The following is a 19740-nucleotide window of genomic DNA, read 5'->3' as shown; positions in this document are numbered from 1 at the left end:
GGCGGTCCTTGGCTGTAGGAAGGGGCTGGACGAGGGCGATCAGGAAGCGGTGTCGATGGTCGCCTTCATCGACAGGCCCACGCGCAACGGGTTGGCCTTCAGGTCGGCCGGATCGATGGCCACGCGGACGGGCAGGCGCTGGACGACCTTGATCCAGTTGCCGGTGGCGTTCTGGGCGGGGATCAGGGCGAAGGCCGAGCCCGTGCCGCCCGACAGTCCGGTCACCGTGCCGTGGTACTTGACCGAACCGCCGTAGAGGTCGGCCTCCAGCTCGACCGGCTGGCCGATCCGGACCTTGCGCAGCTGGCCTTCCTTGAAGTTGGCGTCGACATAGGCCTGCTGCACGGGAACCACCTGCATCAGGACCGCGCCGGCGGCGACCCTCTGGCCGACCTGGACGTTGCGACGGGTCACGACGCCGTCGATCGGGGCGCGGATCACGGTTCGGGCCAGGTCCACCGACGCCTGGTCGACGCGAGCGCGGGCCGTGGCGACCTCGGGGTTGGTGTCGAGGCTGGTCCCGTCGGTCAGGGTGGTGTTGGCGGCCAGCGAACCGACGGCGGCGGCGCGGTTGGCGGCCGCCTGGACCTGGGCGGCCTTGGCGGAGTCGTAGGCGGCCTGGGCGTTGGCCAGGGCGTTCTGGGCGCGGGTCAGCTCGTCGCCCGAGACCGCGCCGGTGACGGCCAGGGCCTTGCGGCGGTCGAGGTCGACCCGGGCGCGGTCGAGGTCGGAGCGGGCCGAGGCCAGGGTGGCGGCGGCGCGGGCCTGGTCGGCGTCGCGAGCGGCGATCTGGGCCGACAGGCTCTGGTCGGTGGCCAGGTAGCCGCGGACCTTGCGCTGGGCGCTGGCCAGGTCGGCCTGGGCCGAGGCCAGGGCGATGCGGGCGTCGGTGTCGTCGAGCACGACCAGCACCTGGCCCTGCTTGACGGCCTGGGTGTCGTTGACCGCGACGCTGCGCACGGGTCCGCCGATCAGCGGCGTGACCTGGGCGACATAGGCGCCGACATAGGCGTTGTCGGTCTCGACGTGGTGCGAGCCGACCAGGACATAATAGCCGCCGAACGCCGCCGCGCCGAGCACGACGACGGCGCCGAGGCCGGCGAACAGCGTCTTGCGCTTGCCGTTGGTCTTGGCCTCGGGCGCGGGCGCGGCGGGCGCGGCGGGCGCAGGCGCGGTCAGGGCCTCGGCCTCGGGCGTGTCTTGAGAGTCGAACATGGGAGGAGCTCCGGGGAGGGGAATGAGGATCAGGCGGCGTGGAAGCCGCCGCCGAGCGCGCGCACCAGCGCCACGTCGAGGGTGAAGGCGCGGGCTTCGAGGTCGGCGACCGTCCGCTGGTTGGTGATCATCGCGTCCTCGGCGGTCAGCACGTCGAGATAGGTCGACAGGCCGCCGCGATAGCGCTGCAGGGCGATGTCGTGGGCGTTGCGGGAGGCCTCGAAGGCGTTGCGGCTTTCCGACAGGCGGGCGTCCAGGGCGCGGGCGCTGACCGCGGCGTCGGCCACGTCCTGCAGCGCCTGGGTCAGGGTCCCGTTATAGCTGGCCACGGCGGCGTCGTAGTCGGCCGCCGCGCCGCGATAGTTGGCGCGCAGGGCGCCGCCCTGGAAGATCGGCAGGCTCACAGCGGGGCCGATCGACCCGATGCGCGAACCGGCCTTGGTCAGCAGGTCCAGGCCCAGAGACTGCTGGCCCAGATAGGCCGACAGGTCGATGTCCGGATAGAACTGGGCCTTGGCCTGGCGGATGCGCTGGGCGCCGGCCTCGGCGCGCAGGCGGGCGGCGATGACGTCGGGGCGGCGGCCGATCAGGTCGGCCTGGAGGTTGGCGGGAAGGCCGAAGGCCTTCAGGGCGCCGACCTTGGGACGCTCGATCGCCAGGCCCCGGTCGGGTCCGGCGCCGAGCAGCGCCGCCAGGCGGTTGCGGGTCAGGCCCAGGGCCTCGTCGGCGGCCGCCAGGCTGGCGCGGGCCGAGGCCAGGTTGGCCTTGGCCTGTTCGGACGCGCCCTGGTTCTCCAGGCCGTTTTCGCGCCGGTCGGCGGTCAGCTGGGCGGTCTGTTCGCGGGTGCGCACCGCGTCCTGGGCCGCGTCGCGGTCGGAGAACTGCTGGGCGAGGTCCGCATAGGCGGCCGCCACGCTGGTCGACAGGGTCAGACGCGCCTGCGCCGCCTCGGCTTTCGAGGCCTGCGCCTCCGAAGTCGCCGCCGCCAGGGCCGCGCGGTTCTTGCCGAAGAAGTCGAGCTCGTAGGCGAAGTCGAGGCTGACGCGGCCGCTGTCATTATAGCCCTGCGGCACGAAGGCGGGCGGGACGCCGTTGTTGTAGCTCTGCTTGACCGAGGCGTAGGAGCCGTTGGCCGTGAGGCTGGGCAGGGTGGCGGCCCGGGCCTGGCCGGCCAGCGCCTGGGCCTTGGCGACGCGCGCCCGGGCGGCGGCGAGGTCGGGCGAGCCGCTCAGGGCTTCGTCGATCAGGGCGTCCAGCTGCGGGTCGCCATAGGTGGTCCACCAGCGGTCCGAAGGCCAGTCGGCGGCCGGGGCGGCCAGGCTGGCCGTGGCGGCGTAGGCCTCCGGCGCCTTGATCGCCTGGGCCGGCGGAAGTTTCGGAACGGCGGCGCAGGCGCAAAGGCAGCTGGCCGACAGGAGGCACGCCATCAGGACGCGTCGGGAGGCGGGGGTGGACATTCAGGGGTCTTTCTCAAACCGTACCGTATGGTCCATTTATATTTCCACGTGACCGGGTCAAGCGAAAAGTGTACGGGTTGGTCCAGAAAAGATCAGGAGGCCGAGAGACGCCGCATGCGGGTCAAGACCGAGGAAAAACGACGGGCCATCCTGGAGGCCGCCAAGGGCGTGTTTCTCGAGCGCGGCTACGTGGCCGCCAGCATGTCCGAGGTCGCCGCCCGGGTCGGGGGATCCAAGCAGACGCTCTACAGCTACTTCGCGTCCAAAGAGGATCTTCTGGTCGCGGTCATGCTGGAGAAGGGGGCGCGGATGATCGATCCGCTGTTCAACCGCTTCCACGACAATCGCGATCTTCCCGCCGGCCTGGGCGAGTTCGCGGTCCAGTTCATGAGGTTCATCAGCGATCCGGAGATCGTCGCGTTCCGTCGGATCATCTATGCCGAGGGCGCCAAGTCCGACCTGGGCCAACTTTTCTTCGAGAACGGCCCCAAACGCGGTTGGACGCGCATGGCGGCCGACTTCCGCCGCGCCATGGACGAGGGGCGCATGCGCCAGGCCGATCCCTGGCAGGCCGTGGCGCACTTCTTCGCCCTGTGCGAGGCCGGCCCCGTCCAGAGGCTCATGGAGGGGGCGGCGGCGTCGATCTCGGAGGCGGATCTGGTCCGTACCGCCGATGCGGCGGTCGACGTCTTCGTTCGCGCCTATGATTTGACGTCGCCCACCGGCTGAGCCGCGACACGGACCGCTCCACGAAGAACGGCGTCGACCGGAGGAGGCCGACGCCGTGACCAGGGCGCTTTCGGGAGGAAGGACGCGCCCTAGAAGTTGTAGCGAAGCCCGACGAAGAAGGTCCGGCCGCTGTGGGTGTTGACGTTCAACCGGTCGCTGGCGCCGACGTACTGGTCGTTGAACTCGTCGGTCAGGTTGACGCCCTCGACGCTCAGTTTGAGGTTCGGGCGGATGTTGAAGCTGGCCTGGGCGTCGACGTTCAGGGTCGAATTGGTGCCGTGCACCGAGTTGAAGTCGTTGCCGGGCACCTGGGCCAGGTAGCCGGCGCGATAGGCGACCGAGCCGCGGACGCTCCAGCGGTCGGTTTCGTAATAGAGCGTGGCGTTGGCGGCGTTCTTGGACAGGCCGACCAGGGCGGCGCTGACCGTCGGCGCGCCGGCCGCGGTCGAGGTCAGATACTCCACGTTGGAGCTGACATAGGTGTAGTTGAGGATGTAGCCGAAGTGCCGCCAGGCGCCGGGCAGGAAGGTCAGCGGCTGCTGCCAGTTCAGCTCGAAGCCCTTCAGACTGCCGCCGTTGGAATTGACCGGCTGGGTGACGTCGAAGATGTCGGTGGACGAGGCGCTGGTGCCGGCGATCAGCGAGTCCGGCAGGCCCAGGGTGTTGTAGGGGACCTGGGTGCGCAGCGTGGCCACGAAGGTGTCGATCTTCTTGTAGAAGAAGCCGCCGGCCAGGATCGCGCCCTGGGTCGGGTACCATTCCAGCGACAGGTCCAGGTTCTTGGACTGCGTGGGGTCCAGGTCCGGATTGCCCGACGAGAAGGTCCGGTTGGCGCCCTGGACGCTGACGTCGCCGCCGGGCGACAGCGAGCCGATGCCGGGACGGGCGATGGTCTTGGCCGCGCTGATCCGGGCCACCACGGTGTCGGTCAGGTCGGCGGCCAGGTTGAACGACGGCAGGGTCAGGTTGTAGTCGCGCCGGACATTGACCAGCCGCACCGCGCCGTTGACCACGGCGTAGCCGCCGGACTCCTGCTGGGTGTTGACCTGACGCAGGCCGGCGTCGCCGCGGAAGGGCAGGCCGAAGGCGTCGAACTTGAACTCGGCCTCGGCGTAGACGCCGGCGTCCTTCTCCTCGACCGTGCCGTACTGGCCGCGGGCCGAGCTGTTGTTGGTGTTGGTCAGGGCGTAGATGCCGCTGTTGCTGTAGATGCCGTAGGCCTTGGCGTAGGCGTCGATGTCGGGCACCAGCCAGGCCGTGGCGTTGCCTTCCGGCAGGCCCAGGTTGCGGCCAAAGCCGGAATAGACCTTGGACACCGCCGCCAGCTGGGCCGGGGTCAGGGTCTGCGAGACGGTCTCGCTGGTCCGGTACTGGCCGTAGCTGTCGTACTCGAACTTGCGGAAGTCGATCCCGGCCTTGAGGGTCAGGTGCTCGTTGAACTCGTACTCGCCGAACAGCTTGCCGGTGGTGAACTGGTTCTCGACGAACTGCGGCCGCAGGCGCACCTCGGACGTGCCGTTGATGGCGCTCCAGTTGGCCGGACTGGTCGGGTCGAAGCCCAGCAGGATGGTCGGCAGGCGGTCGCCGCGGAAGTCGTAGGAATAGCCCTGGCTGTTGGCCCGGTCGAAGGTGATGATCGTCGACACCGGCTGGGTGAAGGTCGAGTCCGCGTAGCCGACCAGGGCGCTGACCTTGAACCGGTCGGTGAACCGGTGCTCGGCCGACAGGGTGAACTGCTTGAACTCGGTGTTCAGCTCGTCATAGGCCGACTGGGTGCGCAGGTCGACATTGTCGAGCTTGGCGTAGACCAGGTTGTTGTTGGCGTCGACCACGCCGTCGCGGATGATGGTCTGCGGCTTGCCCGTGCCCGAGCGCGACAGGCCGATCGCCTGCAGCTGGGCCTCCTTGCGGGTACCGGCCAGGTAGGAATAGAGCGCGTCCAGCGAGACTGTGGTGTTGTCGGCGGGCTTCCACTGCAGCGAGCCGCTGGCCCCGAAGCGCTTGGATTCGATGTCGTAGCTGACATAGGCCGGAATGCGCGGGTGGTAGATCGCGTTGCCGGCGGTGGCCGCGCTGGTCGGCGTGTAGTTGATCTGGGCCAGGGTGTAGCCGGGCAGGGTGGAGGCGGCGTTGAAGCCGCCGTTGCTGCCGCCATAGGTCCAGCGCGTGATGTTGGCGCCTTCCTCGAGCAGGCGGCGGTCCTCGTAGGCCACCGAGACCAGGGCGCCGATCGTGCCGTCGCGCCAGGTCCGGCTGGCCAGGGCCGACAGGCGGGGGCCGGCCTTGCGCGCCAGGTCGTTGTAGCTGGCCTGGGCCGACAGCACGAGCTGGGGCTTGCCGGAGTCGAACGGGCGGGCGGTGTTGAGGTCGACGGTCGCGCCCAGCGAGCCTTCCTCGACGTCGGCCGAGGCGGTCTTGCGCACGGCGATGCCGTTGAACAGGTCCGAGGCGAAGATGTTGAAGTCGAAGCCGCGGCCGCGGTTGGTCCCGCCGCTGTTGGCGGTGCCGCCGGTGGTGGTGATCGCCTCCATGCCGTTGATCCGCACGCGGGTATATTCCGAGCCGAGGCCGCGCACCGAGATCTGCCGGCCCTCGCCGTTGATCCGCGAGATCGCGACGCCGGGAATGCGCTGCAGCGACTCGGCCAGGTTCAGGTCGGGGAACTGGGCGATGTCCTCGGCCTTGATGGCGTCGACCACGCCCGAGGCGTTGCGCTTGACGTTGATGGCGCTGGCCAGGCTGGCGCGGAAGCCGGTGACGACCACCTCCTCGACGGCGTTGTCGGGCTCGACCGCCTGGGCCGGCGAAGCGGCGTCCTGGGCGTGGGCGGCGCCGGTTGCGACGGCCAGGCTGACGGCCAGGCTTGAGGCGCCGCAGCGCAGGATGGTGCGAAGATTCGACGTGTCCGTGGACGTCATGTTCCCTCCCAAGCCCGCGATCGCGGGTCTTCTTTTTGTCGAGGCCGGTCTGCGCCAGCCTCTGGTGTGTCGAAAAGGATAGGGGCGGCGTCGCGACGGCGGCCAATCCCAATCGGGCATGGACCGATGCAGGATCTGCACCGATGCGGCCGCGACGCGCCCGCGATCCGCCCCTTCTGACGGGAAACCCCGACGAAACAAGGCGTCCAAAGCGGCGGGACCCTGGCCTGGCCGTCGTCATCGATGTTGGGGTTGGATCGGTCGATAGGCGATTTGACTTAGACCCCGCCGCATCGCGCCTCTAGCTTCCGACCCATGGAGACCGCGAACGGGCTCCGCGCGACTTGCCAAGAGCCGCGACGATAAGACCGGGAAGGAACGCGATGACCGCGCAGAACGCCGACGGCGCCGCCAAGAGGACTCGCGTCCGCTGGCTGATCATCCTGCTGCTGTTCATCATCACCACGATCAACTACGCCGACCGCGCCACCTTCTCGATCGCCGGCCAGTCGGCCTCCAAGGAGCTGGGCCTGGACCCGGTGGCCATGGGCTACATCCTGTCGGCCTTCGCCTGGGCCTATGTGCTGGGCCAGATCCCCGGCGGGATCCTGCTCGACCGTTTCGGCTCCAAGAAGATCTACACCATCGCCCTGGTGACCTGGTCGTTCTTCACCGCCCTGCAGGGGCTGGCGGGGATCTTCACCGGCCTGGCCGCGGCCGTGGCGCTGTTCGCCATGCGCTTCATGGTGGGCGTCGCCGAGGCGCCGTCGTTCCCCGCCAATTCCCGCATCGTCGCCGCCTGGTTCCCGGGCTCGGAGCGGGGAACGGCCTCGGCGATCTTCAACGCCGCCCAGTATTTCGCCCTGGTCGCCTTCGCGCCGCTGATGGGCTGGCTGGTCCACCAGTTCGGCTGGCATTCGGTGTTCTTCGTGATGGGCGCGGTCGGCCTGGTGGCCGCCGTGGTGTTCGTCAAGTTCGTCCACGCCCCGACCGAGCACCCGGCCATCGACAAGGCCGAGTTCGACTATATCGAGGCCGGCGGCGGCCTGGTCCGCATGGAGGACAAGGCCGCCAGCAACGGCGCGGCCTTCACCTGGCCCAACGTGCGCCAGGTGCTGACCAGCCGCATGCTGCTGGGGGTCTATCTGGGCCAGTACTGCATCAACGTGCTGACCTATTTCTTCGTCACCTGGTTTCCGATCTACCTGGTCAAGGAGCGCGGATTGTCGATCCTGCAGGCCGGCTTCACCGCCGCGGCGCCCGCCCTGTGCGGCTTCGTCGGCGGGCTGCTGGGCGGGATCATCTCCGACCGGCTGCTGAAGAGGACCGGCTCGCTGGACATCGCCCGCAAGACGCCGCTGCTGGTGGGCATGCTGCTGGCCTCGCTGATCATCGGCTGCAACTATGTCGAACAGGAATGGCTGGTCATCGTGATCATGGCCGTCGCCTTCTTCGGCAAGGGCGTGGCCTCGCTGGGCTGGGCCGTGGTGGCCGACACCTCGCCCAAGGAGATGGCGGGGGTGACGGGCGGGATCTTCAACACGTTCGGCAACATCGCCGGCATCGTGACGCCGATCGTCATCGGCTACATCGTCAAGGGCACCGGCTCGTTCGACGGGGCGCTGATCTTCGTGGGCGTCCACTGCCTGATCACCATCGCCGCCTATTTCCTCATCGTCGGCAAGATCCAGCGTCTCGTGCTGAAGCCGGCGGCGTGAGCGGGAGAGGGCCTCGATGACCAGCCGCCGCCGCTTCCTGCGCAACGCCTCGGCCCTGCTGCTGGCGACCGCCGCCACGCCGGCGATGGCCGTGCCCGCGACCACCCTGGAGATCCGCACGCTGATGGCCCCGCCCGAATGGGCGCTGCTGGAACGTGAGCTGCTGAAGGCCAACGCCGAGGCCTGCGAAGCCTTCTTCGCCCGCTATTTCGACGAGCGCGGCTTCCTGCTGGCGGTCGAGCGCTGGGGCGCCAATGACGGTCCCGACGACGCCATCGAGAACGTCAACGACTGGCCGCACCTGCACGCCCTGGGCGCCAGCGACCGGCTGCTGGAGCTGTCCAAGAAAGCCTACGAAGGCAATGTCCGCCAGTACACCCTGGCCAAGACCAAGGACGTGCCGTTCGCGCGCGAGGGCATGTACTACAAGGAGTTCTCGGTCATGACCGACTGGCAGCACCTGTCCGAGGGGCTGTCGGTGTTCAACCTGCTGGGGCTGTCGGACCCCTACGACGCCCGCTATCGCGACCGGGTCAGGCGGTTCTCCGGCTTCTACATGAACGAGGATCCGGGCGCGCCGAACTACGATCCCGAGCACCGGATCATCCGCAGCATGATCACGGGCAGCCGCGGCCCGATGCTGCGCATGGCCACGCCCCTGGACTGGGCCGGCGACCCGTTCGAGGTCGGCGACTTCTTCATGGAGCACGGCGAGCGGACCTACGCGGAAACCCTGCGCCACTACGACGAATACACCGACGTGATCGGCGACGGACCGTTGAACTTGCAGGTCACCAGCCTGGTGCTGAACGCCTACATGCTGGACCACGAGCCCAAGTACCGCGACTGGCTGCTCTCCTATGTCGACGCCTGGGTCGAGCGGGCCCAGGCCAGCGGCGGGGTTTTGCCCAGCCATGTCGGCCTGGACGGCAGGATCGGCGGGCCGGACGGCAAGTGGTGGGGCGGGGTCTATGGCTGGGGCTTCAGCCCGGTCGTGCCCCAGACTGGCAAGCGCGAGGACCGCAACCGCGTGCCGCGCGCCATCGTCGGGTTCATGAACGCCTACCTGCTGACCGGTGACGACAAGTACCTGGAGGTCTGGCGCCGGCAGGCCGACGTGATCAACGCCCAGCGCAAGACCATCGACGGCAAGGTCCACACGCCGCGCATGTACGGCGACAAGGGCTGGTACGGCTATGCGCCCGGCGACTATCGGGTCAACGGCCTGGAGATCTGGTATCTCTCCATGAAGGCCTCGGACCGGGCTCGGGCCGCCGAGCATCCGTGGCTGGCGTTCCTGGACGGCAAGGACCCGGACTTCCCGGTGAAGATCCTGCGCAAGGACCTGGAGCAGGTGCGGGCCCGGGCCCAGGCCCAGCGCGACGACCGCTCCACGCCCGACACCCGCCTGGCCGACGCGGCCCTGGACATCAATCCGGCCAGCGCCAACGCCCTGATCCACCTGATGCAGGGCGGGATCCACATCGCCCGGCCGCCCTGGTCGCCGACCTCGCCGGCCCAGGGCGGAGCGCTGCTCTACGCCCGCCTGCGCTATTTCGACCCCGAACGCCGACGCGCCGGCGTCCCCGAGGACGTCGCCGCTCTGGTCGAGGCCCTGAGCGACGACGGGGCGACCGTGACCCTGGTCAACACCAACCTGGTTCAGGCCCGGACGGTGACCGTGCAGGGCGGCGCCTATGGCGAGCACCGGGTGCTGAGCGTGGCGGTCGACGGCGCGGCGCCGGTGGCGGTCGACGCCTCGGCCTTCACCGTGCGGCTGGCGGCCGGGGCGGGGGCGCGGCTGGTGCTGACGATGAAGCGGCACGTGAACCCGCCGACCCTGAGCTTCCCGTGGGATCGGGCCTGATCCGCGGTTGGGGGGCAGAATATCGTCCCAACGCCCACCGTTCTTTCCCTCCCCCTTGCGGGGAGGGTGGCCCGCGTAGCGGGTCGGGTGGGGAGCGGTGCAGGGCGTCTGATGGGTTTGCTTGCTGACTCAGCAGCCCCCCACCCGACCCTGGCGCTGCCAGGGCCACCCTCCCCACGAGGGGGAGGGAAGGGGTTTGTGCTCGGCGCTCAGGAAGAAGAGTTTAGCGATTTCAACGCCCTAAACTTTCTCGACCCGATTTGATCCTCACCCCTTCAGACCGCCCGTATTCTGTTTGCACCTGAAGGCATGGGGAGGGCGCACGTACGGCGACCGATGCGGCTTTCGGGGGTGGTCGAGCGGGAAGCGTTTGTTGGTGGTCTTGGGTGACAACCTTTCGCGACGGTCCTGGGCAGGTTCCTTGCAACACAGGACGAAACCCAGGCGGCGAGGGATCGGCAAGCGCGGCAGGCATGGGCTGAAATCGCCCGTGCGGTCCAGGACGGAGCCAACGTCCTGCCCGTCGGGGGCCTCCATCGGAGCGGGTTAAAAATCCGCGACCCGAAGGCTTCCGGATAACGGCCGCGCGAAGCGCTCGTCTTCGTCGAAACGGTACAAAACATCAAAGCTACTCCGGGCGAGGCCCGGGCGCTTCGCACCCTTCCCATCAACTCGGCCGCGAAAGGCCGAGGTCGCCGCCTCATGACTGGGGACAGGCGCATGCGCCTGTCCCCTTCCGCCTCCCAGATCCTCCCCCTGTGGGGGAGGTGTCGGCGAAGCCGACGGAGGGGGGAGTGATCGGCCGATGGCCACGACCCGGATCAACGATCCCACAACTCCCCCCACCGATCGCTGCGCGATCGCCTCCCCCACAGGGGGAGGGTCTTGATCTACGTCCCTTCCTTCAGGAACGGCGCCGCCGAGAACAGCTCGCGTTCTTCCTTGCGCGGGTCGTCGACCATCCTGGAGGTCGCGTCGAACACCATCGTCGCCCGCTTCGGCAGCGCGTACTTGCCCCACGCCGGGATCGCCGCGCAGTTGGGATCGCCGGTCCGGGCGAAGGCCAGGAAGGCCTCGCTCATCTGGCGGGCCACGGCGCGGGCGGCCGGCCCGGTGCCGGTCTTGGAGCCCGGCGCGCTCAGATTGTCGAACACCAGGGCGATGTCGAAGCTGTGGAACGCCCGCAGCTTGCCGCCGTCGAGCGGCGAGCCGAAGTCCAGCTGGTACATCCAGGCCGGCGCGCCGATCTTCGCCCGCTGCTCGGCCTGGATCAGGTGGCCCGGCCACGAGCGCCCGGCCGTGGTGGCGGCGAAGAACACCTCGGACGGCGTGTATTGCGGGTAGAGTTCGCGATAGCGGGCGATCACCCGGCGGGGCGCGACGTCCAGCACCAGTTCCGGCGCCAGGCGCTGCGGCAGGTCCTCCCAGGTCAGGGCGAAGTTCCTCGGATCGCCGCCGAGGAAGGCGCGGGTCTCGTCGTGGGTGTTGCCGATGATCATCGGGATGTGGGCGCTTTGCCGGGGCGCGTCCGGATAGAACGGATGGCGCGGCAGCACCCCGCCGTCCATCACCGACCAGAAGATGATCGCGCCCTTGCGCTCCAGCGGGTCGGGCGTCTTCAAGGCGGCGACCAGCCGCTCGGCCGGCAGGGCGCGCAGGAGGTCGACCTGGTCGGGACGCAGGCCGAGCGCCTCCATGAACGTCCTGGCGCGGATGGTCGCGTGGATCGGGCCCATGGCGGTCACGTGCTGGCCGCTCATGGTCGCGGCCTTGTGGAACAGGTCCTTGGCGACCGGCATGGCCATCAGGGTCACCACCTTGGCCCCGCCGCCCGACTGGCCGAAGGCGGTGACGTTGCCGGGGTCGCCCCCGAACGCGGCGATGTTGTCGCGCACCCATTCCAGGGCCATCACCAGGTCGAGATTGCCGACATTGCCGCTGTCGGCCAGGTCCGGCCCCCCCAGTTCGGCCAGGTAGCTGTAGCCGAACACGTTGAGCCGGTGATTGACCGTCACCACCACCACGTCGCCGCGCCGGGCCAGTCTTACGCCATCATAGAGCGGGTCCGAGCCCGAGCCGCTGGCGTGGGCCCCGCCGTGGACATAGACCATCACCGGCCGCTTCTTGCCGTCCAGCCCTGGGGTCCAGACATTGAGGAACAGGCAGTCCTCGCTGGTGCTTTCCTGGATCTTGGTCTGGGGGCTGGCCGGGCCGTAGGCCAGGGCGTCGGCCACCTCCGTCCACGGCTCGGGCGGCAGGGCGGGCCTGAAGCGGCGCGGCGCGGTGTCGGCGCCGTAGCGCACGCCCTTGAACACCTTGATCTCGTCGACCTCGGCGCCGCGAACCTTGCCGTACCGGGTGGTCGCGATCGGGCCGCTGGGCGCGGCTTGAGCGCGGGCGGCGCCGTTGGTGAAGGCGGTCAGAGTCGCGGCGGCGGCCCCGGCCAGCACGGCGCGGCGATCGGTGCTCATGGTCCCTCCCAGGACGTTGGCCTATCCGTCGACCAGGGCCTCGGCGGGCGAGGCCTCGGCCATGCACAGGTCGATGAACGACTGCAGGATCGGGCTGTCATTATCCTTGCGCCAGGCCATGTAGAGCTCGACCGGGCGGTCCGGCGTGGTCTCGACCGGGCGAAACTGCACGTCGTCGAAATGCAGGCTCATGGCCGCCTCGGGCACCAGGGCCGCGCCGAGGCCGGCATGGACCAGGGCCAGCATCGAGTGGATCTGGGTGACGTGCTGGACGTAGTGCGGCGTCACGCCGTTGGCGTCGAACAGCGTGGTCAGCATGTTATGGAAATAGCCCGCGCCCTCGGCCGAATACATGATCAGCGGCGCGTCGTCGAAGTCGGCCAGGGCCAGCGACGCCTTGGCCAGGCGCGGGTCGCCGGTCGGCAGGGCGGCGACCAGAGGCTCGGTCAGCACGCGGGCGGTGGCGAACTCGGCGCGCTCCATCGGCGGGCGCACCAGGCCGATGTCGATGCGGCCGGTCAGCAGGGCCTCGACCTGCTCGCGGGTGACCATTTCGCGCAGGGTCAGGTCGGCGTTGGGCAGCCGGGCCCGCGACAGGATCACCAGGCTGGGCAGGAAATTGTAGCCGGAGGCGGCGGTGAAGCCGATGGCGATCTGGCCGGCGTCGCCCACGGCGATGCGGCGAGTGGCCAGGGCCGCGCTCTCGGCCAGCCGTAGGATCCGGCGGGCCTCCAGCAGGAAGGCGCGGCCGGCGGGGGTCAGCCGCACCGAGCGGCTGGTGCGGTCCAGCAGGGTGACGCCGAGGATGCGCTCCAACAGCTGGACCTGCCGGCTGAGCGGCGGCTGGGTCATGTTCAGCCGCTGGGCGGCGCGACCGAAATGCAGCTCCTCGGCCGTGGCCACGAAACAGCGCAGCTGACTCAGTTCGAACATCGGATAGCGCCCGCTCGTGATCCCGTGGGCCGGCGAGGTTAGGCGCTTGGGCGGTGAAGCGGTAGCCGTCGCCAGGACCCTGGCCCGCGAGCCGCCGACGGCCAGGCGCGCGGCGGGCGGCACCTCCCTACGCCTTGCCCTGGGCGCGGCGGATCAGCGTCTCCAGCTCGGCCATCTCGGCCGAGGTCAGGTCGGTCAGGGGCGTGCGGACCGGGCCGGCGTCGCGGCCGACCACCTTCATGCCGGCCTTGACGATCGACACCGCATAGCCGCGGCCGCGGTTGCGCAGCGCGATGTAGGGCAGGACAAAGTCGCGCAGGCCGGCCATCACGGCCGTCCGGTCCTGGGCCCGCACGGCCTTGTAGAAGGCCAGCGCCCATTCCGGCATGAAGTTGAAGATCGCCGAAGAATAGGTCGTCACCCCCATTTCCAGATAGGGCAGGGCGAAGGTCTCGGCCGTGGGCAGGCCGCCGACATAGGTCAGCCGGTCGCCCATCCGGGCGTAGACCCGCATCATCAGCTCGATGTCGCCCACCCCGTCCTTGAAGCCGACCAGGTTGGGATTGCGGTCGCACAGCCTCTCGAGCGTGTCCTCGGTCAGGATGGCGTTATCGCGGTTGTAGACGATCACCCCCAGGGGCGTGGCCTTGCACACCGCCTCGACATGGGCGGCCAGGCCCTCCTGGGTGGAGTTCATCAGATAGGGCGGCAGCAGCAGCAGGCCGTCGGCTCCGGCCGCGTGGGCGGCCTTGGCCAGGTCGACGGCGATGGCCGTGCCGTAGCCGCAGCCGGCGACGACGGGGATCTTGCCGGCCGTCTCCTCGACCGCGGCCTTGACCACCCGGGCCACTTCCGGCGGGGTCAGCGAGAAGAACTCGCCGGTGCCGCCCGCCGCGAACAGGCCGGCCAGCTCATGTTGCAGCATCCAGGCGCAATGCTCGCGATACGAGGCCTCGGCGAACTGGTGCTGGGCGTCGAAAGGGGTGACGGGGAACGACAGCAGCCCTCCGCCGATCTGCCGGGCCATCTCGGTCGGCGTCATCCTGCTCATCAAGTCCTCGCTCGTCGTCGGTCCTTCTCGCCGGGGAGGCGTCGCGTCGTCCTGGCCGCGTGACCGTTCGTTCCAGCAAAGGCTAGGGGGCGCCGCCCCCAGGGTCTAAGCCAAAGGCGCTATCGACCGATGCGGGTTTTGGCTTGATAGAGGACGAGGCTAGACTTCGCCGCCGATGCGCTCGATCTCGTCGGCCAGGGCCGGCAGGTTCAGGATCCGTAGGGTGCGGCCGGACTGGGAGACGATGCCGAGCCCGGCCAGGCGATTCAGCTCCCGCGTCACCGGCTCGCGCTGGCTGCCCACCAGCACCGCCAGTTCGGCATGGGTGGGGCAGGGCTGGATGACGGCTTCGTGGCCGTCTCCCCCCATCGACGCCGCCATGCGCAACAGCTCGATGTCGACCCGACAGGCCACCGAGACGGCGTTCAATTCGAACAACCGATCGGTGAGGGCGCGCGTCAGGTTGGCCAGGTCTTCCAGGATCGCCCGCATGAAGCGCGGCGATCGCTCGAACAGGTCCTGGACGAGGGTCTGGGGCAAGCGGGCGACGCGCACATCCTCCAGCGCCACGATGTTCACCGAGCGCGGCAAGCCGTCGATGGCCGAGATCTCGCCGAAATAGCCGCCCGCCGAGATGCGTCGATAGCCGACCTCGCGGCCCGACCGGGCGTACTGGTTGGCCAGCAGCGCGCCCTTCAGCAGCAGATGGATGCCGCCGCTGTCATCCAACCGCTGGACGATCAGCTCGCCCTTGCCATAGTGAAGGTGCTCGATCTGCGACGACAGGGCCTCGATCTCGTCGCGCGCCATGTGCCGGAACAGCCGATTGGCGCGGAAGTCGCCTTCGAGCGGCGACGCGATGGGCGCATGGCTCGGGGCGAGCGGGGACGAGGGAGGGGGCACGGCCATCGAAAACGCTCCTGCACAGTCGATCCGGGGACGACGAATGGACAGCCGACCGCGCTACCGGGCCTTTATCAGCTATAGCCACCAGGACCGCAAAGCCGCCGAATGGCTGCATCGCGCCCTGGAGACCTACCGCGCGCCGCGTCGCCTGGCCACCACTGGCGGCGAGGTGTCGACTCGGCGGTTGACGCCGATCTTCCGCGACCGGGACGACCTGAGCGCCTCGCCGGATCTGGGCGGCGTGATCCGTGACGCCCTGGACCGCTCCGACGCGCTGATCGTACTTTGCTCCCCGGCCTCCGCGGCCTCGCGCTGGGTGGACCAGGAAGCCGCCCACTTCCTGAAGGACCACGGTCTTGGCCAGATCATCTGCGTGATCTCGCCCTCCACGCCGAAGGCCGCGCCCCTGGCCGAGCTGTTGCCGCCGGCCCTACGGGCGGCCTTGCCGACGGGCGTCGAGCCCCTGGCCGTGGATCCGCGGCGCGACGCCGACGGACCGCGCCTGACGCGGTTGAAGATCGCCGCCCGGCTGCTCGACGTCAGCCTCGACCAACTGGTCCAGCGCGACGCCCGCCGCGGCATGCGGGTGATGGCGGCCTTCACCGCCCTGGCCCTGGTCGTGACCCTGGCCATGGGCGCGATGACCGTGACCACGCTGAAGTCTCGCCAGATCGCCCGCGACCAGCGCGACGAGACCGAGGCCCTGGTGGCCTACATGCTGGGCGACCTGCGCGAACAGCTGGAGCCCGTGGGACGGCTGGACGTCCTGGACGGCGTCAGCGCCAAGGTGCTGGCCTATTATGGAAAGGCGCGCACCGACCGGCTGGACGACCGGGCCCTGGCCCAGCGCGCCAAGGCCCAGACCCTGCTGGGCACGATCCGGGAACAGCGCGGCGACCTAGCCGGCGCCCGCGACGCCTTCGGCCAAGCCGCGTCCACCACTCATGAACTGGCGGCCCGCGCGCCCGGCAACGGCGAGCGGCTCTTCGACGAGGCCCAGAACGTCTATTGGTTGGCCTACATGGAATGGCGCCAGGGCGACACCGCTGCCGCTGAGCGGGGCTTCAAGCGTTATGGCGAGCTGGCCCAGAGGCTCGTCAAACTGGATCCGACCCGTGCCGACTGGCGGCTGGAGGTCGCCTACGCCAAGAGCAACCTTGGCACCCTGCTGCTGGAACAAGGACGGGCGGAGGAGGCGCTGGCCACCTTTCGCGCCGCCCTGGCCGCCTTCGAGGCCGAGCGCGCTCGGGCGCCGGACGACCAGGACCGGCTGGTCGACGCGGTGGACGCCCACGCCTGGGTGGCCGACTCCCTGGTCAGGCTGGGGCGTCCGCGCGAAGCCTATGCCGAGCGCGAGGGCGCGGCGAACCTGCTGGCCGAGGCTTCGGCGAGAACGCCCGCCGACAAGCCGCTGGTCGCCCGTAACCTGGCCGCCCAACTGGCTCTGGCGCGGCTGGAGCTGGACCTGGGCCGGATGGCCCAGGCCCGCGTGCGGTCGGACAAGGCCATGGAGGGGTTGCGCAAGCTGGTGACCCTCGACCCGACCAACGCCCGATGGCTGGAATATCTGCTGGTCGGGCAGATGGACGCTGTCGACTTCGCCGCTTGGTCGAGCCGCCTGCCGGAGGCCCGCGCCGCCCACGCCCAGGCCGCCGCCACCCTGGCCAAGCTGCGCACCGGCGACGAGGCCAAGGCTTGGCGCGCGGACCTCGACGGCCGCCTGGACCAGCAGGGGGTTCTGCTGGCCCAGCTTGGCGGCGATCCGGCGCAGGCACGCGGTCTGGCGCTGGCCCAGCTGGAGCGCCTGCGCCTTGCCCCCGGCTCTCGCGAAGCCGTGGCCGAGCGGGCGGTGCTCAATGGCGTGGCGCGGCTGGGGGCCGGGCAGCTGGCGGAGGCTGTCCTGGCCTTGTCGCCTCGGCGTGGATCGCTTTCTCCGGCTGGCCGCGATGTCCTAGCCCGCGCTTATCTGGCTCAAGGACGGGGAGATCTGGCCGATCCGATCGTTCGCAACTTGAGGAAGAATGGCTATGCTCATCCCGGCTTCCTTGCATTTTGGCGAGATTCGCCTCTAGCTGGCGCCACCGTCAAAGGGGGTTCCACATGACAGAGTTACTACCGATCATCCAATTGGTCGTCGGCATCGCCGACAACGTCAACTTCATGAACGTTCTGGATCCGGAGAACCCGGTTCCGCTGTCGCTGAAACTTGACGCACCGAGCCGTCTGGTCTTTCGGCTGAGCGACGCCCTCATCGGCGTCGACTGGACGTTCCAGAAACGCCCGATCGTCTTTACCGACGACTTCGGGATCAACTTCTCCAGCTACACCTGGATCGAAATGCTTTACGGCGTGCCGCAAAAGCCCTTCACGTGCTTCATGATCGATTATGAAGACAAACGGGTCGGCGAATACATCTACAGCCTGTACATGATGGACTCGCACAAACAGAACATCATTCTGGATCCAAAGATCGAAAACGGCGCGGGTCACGTTCCCTGATCGAGGCCGCGACCTTCAGCGAGAACAAGATCGCCGCGCTGATCCAGCGCGGCGAGATTCTCGCCGCCTACGATCTCGCCCGCGCCGCGTTGGAAGCGGGCGAGATCTCGCACAAGATCACCTATCTGGCCGTGCTCTGCCTGGCGCGGGCCGGCGCCGTCGATTTCGCGCGCGCCGAATATGTCCGCCTGGGGCTGGACCGGATCGACGACGATCCCGACGCCATCGCCTTGGGCGCGCGCCTCCTGAAGGATGTCGCCCTGGCGGCGCACGGCCTCCGCCGGACAGCTTTCGCCAAGGCCTCCACGCGCCGCTACCGGGCCCTCTTCGAGCGGTTCGGCGGCCTCTATGGCGCGGTCAACGCCGCGACCATGACCCTCGTCGCGGGCGATCGGGCGGAGGGGTGGGCACTGGCGGCGGCCGCTCTGAAAATCGCGCCGCCGCCGGGATTGGCGGGGGAGGCTGCCTATTACGAAGCCGCCAGCCGGGCTGAGGCGCGGTTTCTGACCGGCGAGCTGGACGCCGCGCACGCGACGATGTCCCAGGCCCTGAGCCACGCGCCAGGAGCTTTCGCGGCCCACGCCTCGACCCTGCGCCAATTGGAGATGCTGTGCCGCGAGACTGGCCTCGATCCCGCCTGGCTGTCCGCCTTCCGACCGCCGGCCTGCGCCCACTTTACCGGCCACATCCTCGACGCGACGCGCGAAGGCGCCCTGAACGACGGAGCGGACGGCGACCTGCGCGCGGAAGCGGACCGCGTGGTGCGGGAGCAGAGGATCGGCTTCGCCTATGGCGGCCTGGCCGCCGGCGCCGACATCGTCTTCGCCGAAGCCTTGCTGGAGGCCGGCGCCGAACTGCATCTGGTCTTGCCCGTGAGTTTGGCCTCCTTCGTCGCCGTGTCGGTCGCGCCCTTCGGGACCGACTGGACCGAGCGCTTCGAGCGCTGTTTCGCCCGCGCCGCGTCGGTGCGCTACGCCTCGCAAGACCCCTATGTCGGTGATGAGCAGGTTTTCGCCTATGCCAGCCAGATCGCCATGGGCTGCGCGGTGCTGCGCGCCCAGACCCTGGCGACCGAAGCGATCCAGGTGGCGGTCTGGGACGGTCACGCTTCGGCGGGACTCGCCGGCGCAGCGGTGGACCTGACCTATTGGGCGAAAGGCGGCCGTCGACAGGTGGTCATTCCAGTGCGCCGCCCGCCGCCGCGCCGCGCACCGCCGCCGCCGAGCGCGGGCGCCTCCAGCTCGCGCGCCATGAAGGCCATGCTGTTCGCCGACGTGAAGGGCTTCGGCTCCCTGCGCGATGACCAGATTCCGGCCTTCTTCGCGACGGTGATGGGCCAGATGGCCGGCGTTCTCGCGGGGCTGGACGCCGGCCCGCGACACGTCGAGACCTGGGGCGACGGCCTGTTCCTGGTGTTCGACCAGCCGATCGACGCCGCCCTCGCGGCGCTGGCCTTGCAGGAGGCCCACCGCGCTCTGGATCTTCGGGCCCTGGGCCTGCCACGCGGCCTGGGCCTGCGGATCGGCGGCCACTATGGACCCGTGCACCTGGGCGCCAATCCGCTGACCAGGGCCCCGGCCGTGGTCGGCGCTCACGTGGTGGTCGCGGCTCGCATCGAGCCCGACGTCGCCCCGGGCTCGGCCTGCGTCAGCGAAGCCCTGGCCGGAGCTCTGGCCACCTTCCATGGCGACCGCGTGCGGTGCGGCTATGTCGGACGCACCCAGGGGCGCAAGGGCTTCCCGGCCACGCCGATCTTCAACCTGACCCGGGCCTGACCGTCTCCCTCGAGGGTGATCAGAAACCTTTATTTCCGGCGGTGTGCAGATCCGCACAGTGCGCGCGCCGATCCCTCTCACATGTTTCGACTCGTAGGTCGCGACGACCTCGGTCCAGGCGGCCGCGGAACGTCTCCGTCGATCGCCATCGCCGGGAGCGCCGCCACGACCTGCACCGCACTTGGCCTGTCACCGCGGGCC

Annotated in this window: 13 protein-coding genes; 6 read left to right on the top strand and 7 right to left on the bottom strand. The window is 69.4% G+C overall.

The annotated features are described in order from the left end of the window. Positions 1 to 39: 39 nt before the first annotated feature. On the bottom strand, positions 40 to 1215 hold the full coding sequence (locus ACSQ2G_RS14180; protein ID WP_436031838.1) for an HlyD family secretion protein: 1176 nt from the start codon (positions 1213 to 1215) through the stop codon (positions 40 to 42). A 29-nt stretch (positions 1216 to 1244) separates the two neighbouring features. Next, positions 1245 to 2642, bottom strand: coding sequence for an efflux transporter outer membrane subunit (locus ACSQ2G_RS14175; protein ID WP_436031836.1), 1398 nt, complete (start codon positions 2640 to 2642; stop codon positions 1245 to 1247). Between the two features lie 144 nt (positions 2643 to 2786). Here ACSQ2G_RS14175 and ACSQ2G_RS14170 point away from each other — a divergent pair, with 144 nt between their 5' ends. Then, positions 2787 to 3401 (top strand): TetR/AcrR family transcriptional regulator C-terminal domain-containing protein, encoded by a 615-nt coding sequence (locus tag ACSQ2G_RS14170; RefSeq protein ID WP_436031834.1) that lies wholly within the window; start codon positions 2787 to 2789, stop codon positions 3399 to 3401. An 89-nt stretch (positions 3402 to 3490) separates the two neighbouring features. Here the strand turns inward: ACSQ2G_RS14170 and ACSQ2G_RS14165 are convergent, their stop codons facing one another. Continuing rightward, positions 3491 to 6319, bottom strand: a complete 2829-nt coding sequence (locus ACSQ2G_RS14165) for a TonB-dependent receptor (RefSeq protein ID WP_436031832.1) — start codon at positions 6317 to 6319, stop codon at positions 3491 to 3493. Between the two features lie 383 nt (positions 6320 to 6702). Here ACSQ2G_RS14165 and ACSQ2G_RS14160 point away from each other — a divergent pair, with 383 nt between their 5' ends. Next, on the top strand, positions 6703 to 8037 hold the full coding sequence (locus tag ACSQ2G_RS14160; protein WP_436031831.1) for an MFS transporter: 1335 nt from the start codon (positions 6703 to 6705) through the stop codon (positions 8035 to 8037). A gap of 16 nt (positions 8038 to 8053) precedes the next feature. Continuing rightward, positions 8054 to 9904, top strand: a complete 1851-nt coding sequence (locus ACSQ2G_RS14155; protein ID WP_436031829.1) for a hypothetical protein — start codon at positions 8054 to 8056, stop codon at positions 9902 to 9904. A gap of 890 nt (positions 9905 to 10794) precedes the next feature. Here ACSQ2G_RS14155 and ACSQ2G_RS14150 read toward each other — a convergent pair. From ACSQ2G_RS14150 to ACSQ2G_RS14135, 4 genes are all read right to left on the bottom strand, one after another. After that, complete coding sequence (locus tag ACSQ2G_RS14150; protein ID WP_436031828.1) at positions 10795 to 12375, bottom strand: carboxylesterase/lipase family protein; 1581 nt, start codon at positions 12373 to 12375, stop codon at positions 10795 to 10797. Between the two features lie 21 nt (positions 12376 to 12396). Continuing rightward, a complete protein-coding gene (locus tag ACSQ2G_RS14145) occupies positions 12397 to 13308 on the bottom strand; it encodes a LysR substrate-binding domain-containing protein (RefSeq protein WP_436031826.1) in 912 nt (303 codons plus the stop codon). A 127-nt stretch (positions 13309 to 13435) separates the two neighbouring features. Next, positions 13436 to 14359 carry a 5-dehydro-4-deoxyglucarate dehydratase gene (kdgD, locus tag ACSQ2G_RS14140; RefSeq protein WP_436031824.1) on the bottom strand — a complete coding sequence of 308 codons (924 nt, stop codon included), beginning with the start codon at positions 14357 to 14359 and terminating at the stop codon, positions 13436 to 13438. A gap of 159 nt (positions 14360 to 14518) precedes the next feature. After that, entirely contained in the window at positions 14519 to 15268 is a 750-nt protein-coding gene (locus ACSQ2G_RS14135) for a Crp/Fnr family transcriptional regulator (RefSeq protein ID WP_436031822.1), read from the bottom strand. A 37-nt stretch (positions 15269 to 15305) separates the two neighbouring features. Between ACSQ2G_RS14135 and ACSQ2G_RS14130 the strand changes: the two genes are divergently transcribed. The 3 genes from ACSQ2G_RS14130 to ACSQ2G_RS14120 are packed head-to-tail and all read left to right on the top strand — an operon-like array spanning position 15306 to position 19539. Then, positions 15306 to 17369 carry a TIR domain-containing protein gene (locus ACSQ2G_RS14130; RefSeq protein ID WP_436031820.1) on the top strand — a complete coding sequence of 688 codons (2064 nt, stop codon included), beginning with the start codon at positions 15306 to 15308 and terminating at the stop codon, positions 17367 to 17369. Continuing rightward, the gene (locus tag ACSQ2G_RS14125) at positions 17366 to 17764 is read left to right on the top strand and encodes a hypothetical protein (RefSeq protein WP_436031818.1); all 399 of its coding nucleotides are present in this window, start codon (positions 17366 to 17368) and stop codon (positions 17762 to 17764) included. The genes ACSQ2G_RS14130 and ACSQ2G_RS14125 overlap by 4 nt, the downstream gene beginning before the upstream one ends. Next, the gene (locus ACSQ2G_RS14120; RefSeq protein ID WP_436031980.1) at positions 17761 to 19539 is read left to right on the top strand and encodes a tetratricopeptide repeat-containing protein; all 1779 of its coding nucleotides are present in this window, start codon (positions 17761 to 17763) and stop codon (positions 19537 to 19539) included. The genes ACSQ2G_RS14125 and ACSQ2G_RS14120 overlap by 4 nt, the downstream gene beginning before the upstream one ends. Positions 19540 to 19740: the final 201 nt, after the last annotated feature.

It is taken from the genome of Caulobacter sp. LjRoot300 (assembly GCF_964253875.1).
Taxonomy (GTDB): domain Bacteria; phylum Pseudomonadota; class Alphaproteobacteria; order Caulobacterales; family Caulobacteraceae; genus Caulobacter.
The sequence above is the reverse complement of the archived record's forward strand: the minus strand, read 5'-3'. Positions and strand labels throughout refer to the sequence as shown.